This is a genomic window from Nitrincola salilacus, from assembly GCF_046271865.1.
Lineage (GTDB): Bacteria > Pseudomonadota > Gammaproteobacteria > Pseudomonadales > Balneatricaceae > Nitrincola > Nitrincola salilacus.
Genome location: NZ_CP176580.1, coordinates 4,443,592 through 4,455,841 on the forward strand (window position 1 = coordinate 4,443,592; position 12,250 = coordinate 4,455,841).

Annotated in this window: 12 protein-coding genes; 3 read left to right on the top strand and 9 right to left on the bottom strand. The window is 55.5% G+C overall.

Annotation, left to right across the window (positions count from 1 at the left end; translation table 11 throughout):
- Positions 1 to 22: 22 nt before the first annotated feature.
- Complete coding sequence (gene ubiU, locus ACK3CJ_RS20450) at positions 23 to 1,048, bottom strand: ubiquinone anaerobic biosynthesis protein UbiU (RefSeq protein ID WP_409524040.1); 1,026 nt, start codon at positions 1,046 to 1,048, stop codon at positions 23 to 25.
- A 214-nt stretch (positions 1,049 to 1,262) separates the two neighbouring features.
- Here ubiU and ACK3CJ_RS20455 point away from each other — a divergent pair, with 214 nt between their 5' ends.
- Together ACK3CJ_RS20455 and ACK3CJ_RS20460 are read left to right on the top strand one after the other, a co-directional pair.
- A complete protein-coding gene (locus ACK3CJ_RS20455) occupies positions 1,263 to 1,427 on the top strand; it encodes a hypothetical protein (protein ID WP_409524041.1) in 165 nt (54 codons plus the stop codon).
- Between the two features lie 164 nt (positions 1,428 to 1,591).
- Positions 1,592 to 3,112, top strand: coding sequence for a pyridoxal phosphate-dependent decarboxylase family protein (locus tag ACK3CJ_RS20460; protein ID WP_409524042.1), 1,521 nt, complete (start codon positions 1,592 to 1,594; stop codon positions 3,110 to 3,112).
- 147 nt (positions 3,113 to 3,259) lie between these two features.
- Here the strand turns inward: ACK3CJ_RS20460 and ACK3CJ_RS20465 are convergent, their stop codons facing one another.
- Positions 3,260 to 4,459, bottom strand: coding sequence for an alpha/beta fold hydrolase (locus ACK3CJ_RS20465; protein WP_409524043.1), 1,200 nt, complete (start codon positions 4,457 to 4,459; stop codon positions 3,260 to 3,262).
- Between the two features lie 146 nt (positions 4,460 to 4,605).
- On the opposite strand from ACK3CJ_RS20465, the gene ACK3CJ_RS20470 reads away from it, so the two are divergent.
- On the top strand, positions 4,606 to 4,845 hold the full coding sequence (locus ACK3CJ_RS20470) for a hypothetical protein (protein WP_409524044.1): 240 nt from the start codon (positions 4,606 to 4,608) through the stop codon (positions 4,843 to 4,845).
- Positions 4,846 to 4,985: 140 nt separating this feature from the next.
- On the opposite strand, the gene ACK3CJ_RS20475 is transcribed toward ACK3CJ_RS20470, so the two are convergent.
- From ACK3CJ_RS20475 to ACK3CJ_RS20505, 7 genes are all read right to left on the bottom strand, one after another.
- Complete coding sequence (locus tag ACK3CJ_RS20475) at positions 4,986 to 5,618, bottom strand: hypothetical protein (protein WP_409524045.1); 633 nt, start codon at positions 5,616 to 5,618, stop codon at positions 4,986 to 4,988.
- Complete coding sequence (locus ACK3CJ_RS20480) at positions 5,618 to 5,797, bottom strand: hypothetical protein (protein ID WP_409524046.1); 180 nt, start codon at positions 5,795 to 5,797, stop codon at positions 5,618 to 5,620. The genes ACK3CJ_RS20475 and ACK3CJ_RS20480 overlap by 1 nt, the downstream gene beginning before the upstream one ends.
- Before the next feature lie 85 nt (positions 5,798 to 5,882).
- Positions 5,883 to 7,262 (bottom strand): L-serine ammonia-lyase, encoded by a 1,380-nt coding sequence (locus tag ACK3CJ_RS20485; RefSeq protein ID WP_409524047.1) that lies wholly within the window; start codon positions 7,260 to 7,262, stop codon positions 5,883 to 5,885.
- Between the two features lie 108 nt (positions 7,263 to 7,370).
- Positions 7,371 to 8,237 carry a formyltetrahydrofolate deformylase gene (gene purU, locus ACK3CJ_RS20490; RefSeq protein ID WP_409524048.1) on the bottom strand — a complete coding sequence of 289 codons (867 nt, stop codon included), beginning with the start codon at positions 8,235 to 8,237 and terminating at the stop codon, positions 7,371 to 7,373.
- A gap of 60 nt (positions 8,238 to 8,297) precedes the next feature.
- Positions 8,298 to 8,924: a sarcosine oxidase subunit gamma gene (locus ACK3CJ_RS20495; RefSeq protein WP_409524049.1), complete on the bottom strand. Its 627-nt coding sequence runs from the start codon at positions 8,922 to 8,924 to the stop codon at positions 8,298 to 8,300.
- Positions 8,917 to 11,943, bottom strand: a complete 3,027-nt coding sequence (locus tag ACK3CJ_RS20500) for a sarcosine oxidase subunit alpha family protein (protein ID WP_409524050.1) — start codon at positions 11,941 to 11,943, stop codon at positions 8,917 to 8,919. Before ACK3CJ_RS20500 ends, ACK3CJ_RS20495 begins: the two co-directional genes overlap by 8 nt.
- On the bottom strand, positions 11,940 to 12,248 hold the full coding sequence (locus ACK3CJ_RS20505) for a sarcosine oxidase subunit delta (RefSeq protein ID WP_151702345.1): 309 nt from the start codon (positions 12,246 to 12,248) through the stop codon (positions 11,940 to 11,942). Before ACK3CJ_RS20505 ends, ACK3CJ_RS20500 begins: the two co-directional genes overlap by 4 nt.
- Between the last annotated feature and the right edge of the window lie 2 nt (positions 12,249 to 12,250).

Below are 12,250 nucleotides of genomic sequence, written 5' to 3' on the forward strand. Positions count from 1 at the left end.
GCCACCTCCATTAACAATCTTATTACTTCCACTTGCGATGATAGGCACCCAGCGTTGTCATACTGCCCTCTGACAACTGCCCCAGTTGTATCTGCCAGCGAGCCATATCACCCGTTGTTGTCGTGTCTTGGCCCAATGTATCATGGCCCAATGTATTATGGCCCAAAGCATCCAGCGCCTGACGCCAGACCCGCGTGACCTTTTCCACATAGGCCGGGCTGCGCTGACGCCCCTCGATCTTGACCGCACTGATTCCGATCTCCTGCAGCTTCGGCAACAGATCCAGCGTACTGAGGCTGACCGGCTCCTCTATCGCATGGTAGAGCTGATCCTCCACCCGGAAACGCCCTTTACACAGCGTTGGATAGCCAGCCTTCTCACCCGCGGCAAAGCGATCGATCAGCACACCATTCAGGCGTGACTCCATCCCCTGATCAGTCTCCTGCCAGCGGACCGCCTTAGCGGGTGAACAGGCACCGCAGGTGTTGGGGGATTCATCGGTCAGATAGGAGGAAAGATAACAGCGCCCTTCGGCCATGATGCACAGACTGCCGAAGGCGAACACCTCAAGCTCCACCGGACTCTGTCGAGCCAGATCCTCAACCTGTGTGATGGACAGTACCCGCGGCAAAACCGCACGACGGATGCCGAACTGGCGCTGATAAAAGCTCAGCGCTTCATGACTGGTTGCCGACCCCTGCACCGACAGGTGACGGGCGATCGTCGGATGGCGCTCGGCGGCATAATCCAGCAGGCCGATATCCGCCAGAATCAGCGCATCCACACCCAGAGCAGCCGCTTTATCCACTGCTGCCGCCCAGCTCTCCCAGCCCGCAGGTTGTGGATAAGTATTGATGGCACAGAAGACACGACAACCGCGCTGATGCGCATACTCGATACCCTCCCGCGCGCGGGCTTCGTTGAAGTTAAGACCGATGAACTGCCGTGCATTGGTGGCGTCCTTGAAACCGAAATAGACCGCATCCGCACCCTGATCCACCGCCTGCTTCAGGGCCGGAAGATTCCCTGCGGGGCATACCAGCTCCATATATCACCTCTGCTTTTCATCACGCTCTTTATCACATTCTTCATCACGCTTTTCATAACATGAAGAGGCGATACAATAGCAGATAGATCAGTCGGGATTTTTGACTTTCATCAAATGTCATCGCATCAGCCTGCGCTTTCGCCACCCCATACGCTCGACCCGTTGCGCGATCTGACCGGGTTGGTAGGCATCGGCATAGATATGTTCGTTCGACATGGGCATCATCCGACTCACTGATATGGCTTCGATTCACCTGCGTGCGATCCGCAACTTGATGCTGGTGCATGCAAAACTGGTGGACGAAGAAACTCGCGTAGGCGGTATTCGAGTCAGCATTCAGAACCAGTTGGATTCACTGAGCTTCGCCGGTCGGCTATGAATGACATAGGTTTAGCCGTTTATGCATGGAATAGTTTCGTTGCAATTTGCAATTTGCAATTGACGGGAAATCCACTATCGTGAAAGTTCTTGGATACCAACTTTAAGTAGCTGGTATGCTCGACCAGGAATGCCATCGTGCATTCGAGGCACAGGAGGTGAGCCATGCATGACGGAACCGAAAATTCCGCAATCGAGTCTGATCAGGGGCGCGAGGCGCCACTGGCAATGGACGCCGAGTCGTTCCGCCGTACAGGCCATGCGCTGGTTGATTCCATCGCCGATTTTCTCAAGTCATTACCCGAGCGCCCTGTCACTCCAAACGATTCGCTCGATGCGATCCGTGCACTGATCGACGGTGATTCAGCGCTGCCGGAAAACGGCACCGATAGCGGGGAGCTGCTGGAACGCGCGACGCGGCTGCTTTTCGATCACTCCCTGTTTAATGCCCATCCCCGTTTCATGGGCTATGTGACGTCTTCGCCCGCGCCGATCGGCATGCTCGGTGACTTTCTCGCGGCGGCAGTCAATCAGAATGTCGGTGCCTGGCGGCTGTCACCGGTGGCAAGCGAGATTGAAGTCCAGACCGTGCGGTGGATCGCAGAGCTAGTCGGGTATCCGCGGGATTGCGGGGGTCTGCTGGTCAGTGGCGGCAATATGGCGAACATCGTGGGCCTGCTCACCGCGCGAGTAGCGGCGCTCGGATCGTCAGTACGCGACACCGGCATCGGCGGACCCAATGCCGCGACACTTCGGGTTTACGCTTCCACCGAGACCCACACCTGGATCCAGAAGGCAGTCGATATCGCCGGTCTGGGTACTCATGCCATTCGCTGGATCCCGGTGGACGCCCGGCTACGTATGAATGTGGACGCGCTCCGCGATGCCATTACCGAGGACCAAAGGGCCGGTGCGCGGCCCATTATGGTCGCCGCAACTGCGGGATCGGTCAGCACCGGCGCCGTGGATCCGCTGGTCGAAATCGCCCGTGTCTGCCGGGAGGCTGGCATCTGGCTACACGTCGACGGTGCCTACGGAGGGTTTGCAGCAGCACTGCCGACGGCCTCTGATGATCTCCGGGCGCTTGCATTGGCTGACTCGGTAGCGCTCGACCCCCACAAGTGGCTGTACGCCCCACTGGAGGCTGGCTGCGTGCTGGTTCGACATTCCGAACGCCTGCGAGAGGCGTTCTCGTACCATCCTGTCTATTACCACTTCGGGGAGGAAGCGACCAATTTCTTTGACTTCGGACCGCAGAATTCGCGTGGCTTCAGGGCGCTGAAGGTATGGCTCTCCCTCCAGCAGGCCGGGCGCAATGGGTATGTGCGGATGATCGGCGACGACATCCAGCTCTCGCGTGAGCTCTACGAGCAGGTCGACGCGTACGAGGAACTCGAGGCGATGAGCCAGGACCTCAGCATCACGACATTTCGCTATGTGCCACCGAACCTCAAGGCTGAAATCGACGAGACCTACCTTAATCAGCTCAACCAGGAGCTCCTCGAACGACTCCAGTCCTCCGGTGAAGCATTCATCTCCAACGCCGTAATCGGCGGGCGCTACGTCCTGCGTGCCTGTATCGTTAACTTCCATACCGGTGCCAACGACATCCAGGCTCTGCCCGAGATTGTCGTACGCCATGGGCGAGCGGTGCATGAAGCACTGCAATCGAGCGATGTACGATAGTCCTGAAAACCGGGGCAGAGGGCTCGGAGACGCCAGTAAGAAGTGACGTAGGCCATCGGTTAGCCGGTGGTTTCAGCATTGAATAGCCCGCGCCTCGCTATTCGGCTGCACAGCTCGAACTGAGCGTGCTGATAACTGTCGCGCAATCTAAGGGCCAGCGTTGCCAAGCGCCAAAAACCGATCGATCTCATCATGGCAGATCGCCCAGATCGGGTCGCTGGGAATCAGGATGTGGTTTTGAGACTCCATAAGATGGAACTCCACACTCTTCAGCTTTTGCGCCATGATTCTGGATTGTTCTGACGGCTGCACCTGGTCACCGGAGAAGTGCACGACCAATGTCGGGCACTCCACTTGTTCGAGGCAATGACGCACATCAATCCTGCCGATGATCTGTCGGAGCTCTACCGCAACGTCAGCCGTGGCAGACAAGACCTGCATCTGAACGAGGCTATTGAGTTCAACTGACGTCGAATTCGGTATGTATACCGTCGCAAGTGCGCGCATGAAGGCTGAACCGGGAACGCCCCAACCGGCGCGTATCATACCCACAAAGGTCTCGGTCTTCTCGATCTCGCCCCGGACTGTCGAGCCCTGCACAAACCCGTTCAACAGGATGAGTCGGCTCACTCGTTCAGGCCTTCTTGCGGCAAGGGCGAGAGCTACCGGAACGCTTTGGCTCATTGCAAAAACAGGGAATGTCTCCAGCGAGGCTGCATCTGCAACCGCCTCCATATCATCGACCAGTTGTTCGACGGTCGCTCCGTTCAACTGTCGGTCAGACAATCCTGTACCACGCGGATCGTAACGAACCAGCCGCCGTCCTGACGAAAGGCGATCAAGTAGTGGACGCCAGACCAGACTGGACCATTCGTGTTCGAGGTGTCCTAGCCAGTAACCAGCCCGAAGCAAAACAGGGCCTTCGCCACACTCGGCCCACGCGACTCCAGTTCCGTCTCTGGACTTCGTGTAGCGGATGGTTTGATTGTGCTTCTCATCATCAGACGTGGCCGTCATGCCGGATTGCATGGTACCTGGCAACTCAGTGACTGGAACGGCAAGTTGAACCCCGCATCGCGAAACCGTTCGGATTACCGATTGACGCTTGCCATCGTCACCGACCGCTTTGCGCGCCATGCTGATCCTGCTGGCGATGGTCGCATCCGACACAATGCGGCCACGCCAAACCTCAGTCATCAGATCCTCATAGCTCAAGAGCCTTCCGCGGGCCAGAACCAGGCAGGCGATCAGGTCAAAAACCTGAGGTTCCACACGCACCTCGTCACCCGCCATGCGCAACACATGCGCATCGAGATCGAGTTCACAATCGGCAAAAGCGAAGCGCATATTTCTGGGCTGCGCTCGGTATGGTCCAGACTCAAGCATTTTAAAGCCTTCCTTCAGAGCTCTAAAGGAAAAGAGCAGGGTCCCTTCAAGCGAGGCTGGATAGGTCCCTCCATAATTGTAGTCAACAAATGTCCAGGGAGGACAACATGAACGATATTCCCACAATTCGCCGCCGCTGTGATGGTTCGATTGATACCGAATACTATCTCGATAAGGGGCTGAGTTGTCGCAGCAAGGCTGCCCAAGAGATGGTGGACCAAGCCACTGATAAAATGCACAACATGCAAGTCAGATTGGTTGCTTTCGCCGCCTCCTTTCCAATTACCGGCTCTCACGCGAACAAGGAACTCGCCGATAATGCTAAGTCCGATGATGCTGAGTCCTGAAAGCAGAACGAGCTGGAATTAAGGCAATATATGCCATAAGGGCTTGCAGAAAGCTCGATCAAGCCACAGGCAAGTTTTATTCCGGTTGTTCTCAAAACACATACCATCGCTAACGCCATGGCAATTCAACTTATTGAAAATTAAAGTGAACAACTTGGCTTTTCATCAGCAAACACTGTTTCAGTTGACGATTTTCTAGGCAGAAATATTCCTTTTATACAGTCAGGGTTGATTATCGCAAGTTGAATGTGGTTTTCTGAGAAAAATCTGGCCCCCTCATAAAGAGGCTCACCTTCGATAAATGCAGCCCTTACAGAGTCGAATGGCTGACCTTCCGCCTTAGCAAGCGCACAGGCATAACGAATCACAGCGCAATCAAGCTCTCGGGCCTTAAAATCAAAATCTGATTTCCCGAAAGGCTTATTTACCGGTAACGGTTTGCCTTCGGCTTCCAAGTCATCTTTCAATTGCTGATACACGACGCCTAGAAAATCGTTGTATTGTTGATCAAGTAAATCTAAACAATTTCCCAGTTCTATAACGGCCCCCAAAGTAAAAGGAGTCTGAACATTCGACGCAGCACGTTGGCTATCTTGAATAGCATATTGTTGGGCTCTTTCGAGGTTATTTTCCCAAAAATAAATACCGCTACCCAACCAGTCATATTTATTGGTGCTATGTTTGAATTGAGTTTGCTGATTGAGAATTTTGATGGCTACATCTTTGTCTAAGCCATGAAACCCATAAACGATAGAGGGCTTGGATGAATACATTATGCCTGAACAGTAGAAGACGCTGAATGATCATCGGAGTCTGAGGATGTAAAGAATTTACGGTCAAAGCCACCGCGAGCATCAAGCACATGAGCCTCTTTGAGCAATTTCATGCGCTGCTCATGGGTTCTTTTTTGACCAGAGGTTTTGACTTTTTGCGTTAACTCATAAATTGACATAAATAACTCCTATGTTCATTTACATGATATGAGGTCATCCTATGAAAGGCAAGGAGCCTAGCTAGCCCCTTGCACTCACAATAAATCAACACTCAATCGCGTTAACCGCCAGCCCCCCTTTCGAGGTTTCCTTGTACTTGTCCTGCATGTCGCGGCCGGTGTCGCGCATGGTGCGGATCACCTTATCCAGAGAGATGAAGTGCTCACCGTCACCGCGCAAGGCCATCTGCGCGGCGTTAATCGCTTTGACCGAGGCGATGGCGTTACGCTCGATGCAGGGCACCTGTACCAGCCCACCCACTGGATCGCAGGTCAAACCGAGGTTGTGCTCAAGCCCAATCTCAGCAGCATTCTCCACCTGTTCCGGCGTACCGCCCAGCACTTCGCATAAACCCGCCGCTGCCATGGCACAGGCAGACCCCACTTCCCCCTGGCAGCCGACTTCGGCACCGGAGATGGAGGCGTTTTTCTTGCACAGTATGCCCACGGCACCCGCTGCCAGCAGGAAATCAACAACATGCTTCTCGGAGGCGGTCGGCTCAAACTTCATGTAGTAGAAAAGCACTGCAGGGATGATACCGGCTGCACCATTGGTTGGAGCTGTTACCATCCGCCCACCTGCGGCGTTCTCCTCATTCACCGCCAGCGCGTAGACATTAACCCAGTCCATGACCGAGAAGTTGCTGGCGATGACGCTCTTGTTCTGTTCGACAGCCTCCAGACGCTTGTAAAACGCCGCAGCGCGCCGACGCACCTTGAGCCCACCTGGCAGGATACCATCATGCTTGAGGCCACTTTCGACACAGTCTGCCATCGCTTTCCAGATGCGACACAGGCCACTGCGGATCTCCTCCTCGGAGCGCCAGACCTTCTCATTTTCCAGCATCAGCTCACTGATGGTGAAATTGTGTTGTTTGCACAGGCGCAGCAGTTCTTCCGCTGTGTTGAATTCGTAGGGCAAGGGGGACTGATGCAGCACCAACTGGTCATCCTGTGCATCCGCCTCAGTGACGACAAAGCCACCACCGACTGAGTAGTAGGTATTGTTGTAGAGCTCACCCTTGTCATCGCATGCCGTCAGGCGCATCGCATTGGGATGGTGCGGTAACACCTCATCCAGAAACAGCATGTCACGCGCCCAGTCAAAACCGATCGGCAGGCGGCTATCGAGCAGCAGGGTCTGCGTCTCTTTAAGCGTTTCTACACGCGGTATGATATTGGCGGGATCTATCTCATCAGGGCGCTCACCCATCAACCCCATGATGATCGCCAGATCAGTGGCATGCCCGACACCAGTAGCCGACAGCGAGCCGAACAGGCGTACCTCCACTCGGGTCACGGCCTCCAGCAGGTTGCGCTCACGCAGCTCGGCAATGAAGTCGTAGGCGGCACGCATTGGACCCACAGTATGAGAGCTGGAAGGCCCTACGCCAATCTTGAACAGGTCAAATACGCTGATGGACATGTTTTTTCCTCATTATCATTATTATAGGACACCACGAAAAATCCGCTGCACGCTTAGTCATCACGCGTGCAGCAGTTGCTCGTAATCTCCTGTTGTTTCAGTCAGAAATCAGTTGGGAAAGACAACAGTTCGGTTCGCATGCAGAAACACGCGGCGCTGCACATGGTAGCCGACTGCTCGCGACAGCGTCAGACACTCGATATCACGCCCTTTCGCCACCAGATCTTCGGGATAGTGTGCATGATCTACCGACTCGATACCCTGAGCGATGATCGGCCCTTCATCCAGATCGGTATTGATGTAATGCGCTGTCGCTCCGACCAGTTTGACCCCCTTGGCATAGGCCTGATGATAGGGTTTGGCACCCTTGAAGCCTGGCAACAGAGAGTGGTGGATATTGATCGCTTTGCCTGAAAGCTTCTCGCACATATCTGCTGACAGCACCTGCATGTAACGCGCCAGCACCACCAGTTCGGCACCGGTTTCCTCAATCACCTGCCACACTTGCGCTTCCTGCTCAACCTTGGTATCAGCGGTAATCGGGAAGTAGTGATAGGGAATATTGTGCCACTGCGCCAGTGATTCCAGATCTGGATGGTTAGACACCACAGCACGGATATCGATCGGCAACTGACCGATACGATGGCGATACAGCAGATCGTTCAGACAATGATCCGCCTTGGATACCATGATCACGACCGGCATGCGCGTACCGGGAGCAGTCAGCTCGAAGTTCATCTCGAACTCGGCGGCCCGCTCGGCAAATCGCTCCTGAAAAGAGTCACTATCGAACTCCTCGCTCAGAGGGCGAAACTCGGCACGGATAAAAAAGCCTTGGGTCTGGCGATCATCAAAAGAGTTAAGTTCGGTGATGTAGCACTCCTCTTCGCGCAGAAAACGAGTAACAACATCGACAGTGCCGATCCGACTGGGGCACTGTGCCGCCAGGATCCAGGTTTCAGGTGAATTGTTCATAATGTCCCCCGGACACAAAATTCTAGGCTGCCGAAGGGGTCACCCTCGGCAGCGGTTGGATCATACCTTGACCGATACACCGTACTCGCGCGAAGCATCCACCAACCAGCTGTAGCAGTAGTCGGAGAAGCTGCGACGTACGATCAGTTCCCATACATCTTCACTCGGACGACGGATAATCGCCGTGGCCTTGGCAAAGTTGGAGGTGATCCCCTTGCCCACCGGGAAGTTGCGCGGGTGCACATCATAGACGGTGGATTTATGCAGCACATCCAGAGCATTCGGACCGCTCAGCGTCAGCAGGGTCTGCCCACCACTGACGGTAACGATGGCAAAATGACCGCTGTATGCCTGATGCAGGGCTGTCTCTATCTCAAACTCGCGCCCACCGGGCACAACGATCAGCCACTCATCCGGCGAAATCCACTGAATACTGTTTTCGCCACTGGCATCGTGCACCAGCGCGGATGGCTGCACGGGCAACGCGACACCCAGCATCTGCTGGATCGCCGCGCAAAAAGCCTCATCAGCCGCATTCCCGCGCAACGTCATATGCCCCAGAAACGGTTTCTGCTCCAGCACGACACCAGGATTGGCCGCTGCTGACGGGACACTGACGTGGTGCAGGGGTGACTCAGCGCGAATGTCAGAACCCGCGCACTGATCGATAATGGCTACCTTAGACATTCTGGCGCGCTCCTTTTGGATCAAAGAAGATGGGGCTGACAATCTCAGCTTCATGGGTCTTGCCATCCGCCATCGGCAGATAGACCTTCTCACCCATCCGCTTGTGCCCACCCATCACTACCGCCAGTGCAAAACCGGAGTTCAGGACCGGGCTGTAGTAGCTGGAGGTAACATGACCCACCATTTTCATCGGGATGGTCTGATTCGGATCACGCACGATCTGCGCCCCCTCCTGCAGCACCACTTTGGGATCAACCGGTTTCAGGCCGACCAACTGCTTGCGATCATCGCGTTTGGTATCCGGACGAGTCAGCGCACGATGGCCGATCCAGGAGAAGGGCTTGTCGTAACCGACACACCACTGCATGCCCAGATCTTCCGGTGTGACCGAACCATCGGTATCCTGACCGACAATGATGAAGCCCTTCTCGGCACGCAACACGTGCATTGTCTCGGTGCCGTAAGGCGTCAGACCATACTTGGCTTCATGCTGGAACAGCGCTTCCCAGACCCGCATCGCATAGTTGGCCTGCACGTTGATCTCATAGGTCAGCTCACCAGTGAAGGAGATGCGGTAAACCCTTGCCGGTACACCTGCCACCTGACCTTCACGACACTCCATGAATTTGAAGTTGTCCTTGTCGAGATCGATATCGGTTACTTCCGACAGCAGATCACGAGCACGAGGACCGGTAATCGTCATGGTCGCCCAGTGGTCAGTCACGGTGTTGAAATAAACCTCCAGCTCCGGCCACTCGGTCTGGTGCCACAACTCCAGCCACTCCAGGATACCCGCTGCGCCACCGGTCGTGGTGGTCATCAGGAAATGATCTTCCGCCAGACAGGTAGTGACACCATCGTCCATCACCATGCCGTCGTCTTTACACATCAGACCATAACGCGCCTTGCCGACACCCAGTTTTTCCCACTTGTTAGTGTAGATACGGCCCAGGAACTCACGTGCATCCTTACCCTGAATATCGATCTTACCCAGTGTGGACGCATCCAGAATACCGACCTTTTCACGCACCGCCAGACACTCACGCGCCACGGCGTCGTGCATGCTTTCGTTACCAATCGGGAAGTACCAGGGGCGTTTCCACTGGCCAACATCCTCAAATTTCGCACCGCGCTTGACGTGCCATGGCTGCAGCGCCGTATAACGCTCAGGATCAAACAGATCACGGCAATGACGGCCGGCAATCGCACCGAAGGTGATTGGGGTGTAGTTGGGACGGAACACGGTGGTGCCGGTCTGCGGGATCGTCTGACCCATACAGCGAGCGGCAATCGCCATGCCATTGATATTACCCAGTTTACCCTGATCGGTACCGAAGCCCATCGCGGTGTAGCGTTTGACGTGCTCGATAGACTCGAAGCCTTCACGGGTGGCCAGCTCAATCGCTGCCGCCGAGACATCATTCTGCTGATCGACAAACTGCTTAGGCGCACGCATGGTTGGCTTTTCATGCGGTACCTGGAACAGCGCACAGGCAGGACCTTCTGTAGCGCTCTGTACCTGTGGCAGCTCAATGCCACCGGACTCAAATCCACAGGCAGCAGCTGCACTGGCACCCGCTTCGACAGCATCCGCGAGCACAGCACTCAATGAATAGACAGCACGTGCAGCACCTACAGGAGTCATCCCCTTGACCTTACCCGGCAGGAAGCCTATCGCTTCATCGCTCCATACGGGACGTGCACCTGTGTGCGCCGCCAAATGGACGACCGGGCTGTAACCACCGGAACTGGCGATGGTATCGCAAACCAGATCTTCAACGGAGCCAGCCAGTTTGAAGTTGTCCAGATCGATCCGTGCAACACGGGCACCGGATACGCGCTTGGAGCCTTTGCCTTCAAACACCGCACTACCAGTGATGATGCGAATCCCCTTCTCACGTGCGGCCTTGACCAGATCGCCGTCAGGATTGGCGCGCGCATCGACAATAGCCACCACTTCACGACCGGCTTCATGCCAGTCCAGTGCAGCGCGATAGCCATAATCGTTGCTGGTGGTCAGCACCAGTTTGTTGCCCGGCACCACACCATAGCGACGAATATAGGTGGACACGGCACCAGCCAGCATATTGCCCGGTACATCGTTGTTGGCATATACCACTGGACGCTCATGCGCACCCGTTGCCAGGATTACCTGTCCGGCACGGATATGATGCATGCGTGCACGCGCCTGCGGCTGGCCGTTGATCTGCGGTGCAGTATCGGCAAGATGCTCGGTACGGCGTTCATGCAGAGTGACAAAGTTGTGATCATGATAGCCATTGGCTGTGGTGCGCGGCAGAACCATCACCTCATCCATCGCCAGCAACTCGGCAACCGCAACTGCAGCCCAGAGTGCAGGATCCTGTCCGTTGATCAGATCACGAGAATCCAGCAGCGAACCACCCATCTCTTCCTGCTCATCACAGATGATCACGCGTGCTCCACTGCGACCGGCTGCCAGCGCAGCGGCCAGACCAGCAGGACCGGCACCGATCACCAGCACATCGCAATGACGGTGCATATGGTCATAGATGTCAGGATCCTTCTCGCGTGGGCTGCGACCCAGACCCGCTGCTTTACGGATCAGTTTTTCATAGGTCATCCACATGGAAGCAGGCTTCATGAAGGTCTTGTAGTAAAAACCCGGCGGCATCATCTTGCCGCCCAGCTTACCGAGCAGCCCCATCACATCGTTCTGTACATTTGGCCAGCCGTTGGTGCTTGCAGCCGTCAGACCCTGATACAGCGCCTGCTGTGTGGCACGCACGTTGGGCACCTGCGCCGCTTCGGTAGAACCCAGCTGCACCACGGCATTGGGCTCTTCCGCACCAGCGGCGACAATACCGCGCGGACGCGAGTATTTAAAACTGCGATTGACAATATCGACACCGTTGGCCAGCAGAGCCGATGCCAGAGTGTCACCTGGAAAACCGGTGTAGCTGGTGCCGTTGAAGGTGAAGTTCAGCGTTTTCGAGCGGTCGATCCGGCCGCCCTGGGTCAGACGATTGATCTGGCTCATTTCTGACCTCCTTTTTGCTGCGTGGCAGCGGTGACTGTGGGCTGCTCACCCATTTTGTAAACCTCAAGAATTTCGTAACTGACGGTGTCGCGCGTGACATTAAAAAACTTGCGACAGCCCACGGCATGTACCCACATCTCATGATGGATGCCACGTGGGTTTTCACGGAAAAACAGGTAATCACCCCACTCTTCGTCCGAAGTATTGACCGGATCTTTCGGGCGGATGATGTGTGCCTGACCTTTGGGCCGGAACTCGCTCTCTTCGCGATGCTCGCCACAGTAGGGACAATAGATATGCAACATGT

Excerpts from the sequence above, each read along its gene's own strand:
- ubiU (WP_409524040.1), bottom strand. The coding sequence starts at position 1,048 with ATGGAGCTGGTATGCCCCGCAGGGAATCTTCCGGCCCTGAAGCAGGCG.
- ACK3CJ_RS20455 (WP_409524041.1), top strand. The coding sequence starts at position 1,263 with ATGGGCATCATCCGACTCACTGATATGGCTTCGATTCACCTGCGTGCG.
- ACK3CJ_RS20460 (WP_409524042.1), top strand. The coding sequence starts at position 1,592 with ATGCATGACGGAACCGAAAATTCCGCAATCGAGTCTGATCAGGGGCGC.
- ACK3CJ_RS20465 (WP_409524043.1), bottom strand. The coding sequence starts at position 4,459 with ATGCGCTTCGCTTTTGCCGATTGTGAACTCGATCTCGATGCGCATGTG.
- ACK3CJ_RS20470 (WP_409524044.1), top strand. The coding sequence starts at position 4,606 with ATGAACGATATTCCCACAATTCGCCGCCGCTGTGATGGTTCGATTGAT.
- ACK3CJ_RS20475 (WP_409524045.1), bottom strand. The coding sequence starts at position 5,618 with ATGTATTCATCCAAGCCCTCTATCGTTTATGGGTTTCATGGCTTAGAC.
- ACK3CJ_RS20480 (WP_409524046.1), bottom strand. The coding sequence starts at position 5,797 with ATGTCAATTTATGAGTTAACGCAAAAAGTCAAAACCTCTGGTCAAAAA.
- ACK3CJ_RS20485 (WP_409524047.1), bottom strand. The coding sequence starts at position 7,262 with ATGTCCATCAGCGTATTTGACCTGTTCAAGATTGGCGTAGGGCCTTCC.
- purU (WP_409524048.1), bottom strand. The coding sequence starts at position 8,237 with ATGAACAATTCACCTGAAACCTGGATCCTGGCGGCACAGTGCCCCAGT.
- ACK3CJ_RS20495 (WP_409524049.1), bottom strand. The coding sequence starts at position 8,924 with ATGTCTAAGGTAGCCATTATCGATCAGTGCGCGGGTTCTGACATTCGC.
- ACK3CJ_RS20500 (WP_409524050.1), bottom strand. The coding sequence starts at position 11,943 with ATGAGCCAGATCAATCGTCTGACCCAGGGCGGCCGGATCGACCGCTCG.
- ACK3CJ_RS20505 (WP_151702345.1), bottom strand. The coding sequence starts at position 12,248 with ATGTTGCATATCTATTGTCCCTACTGTGGCGAGCATCGCGAAGAGAGC.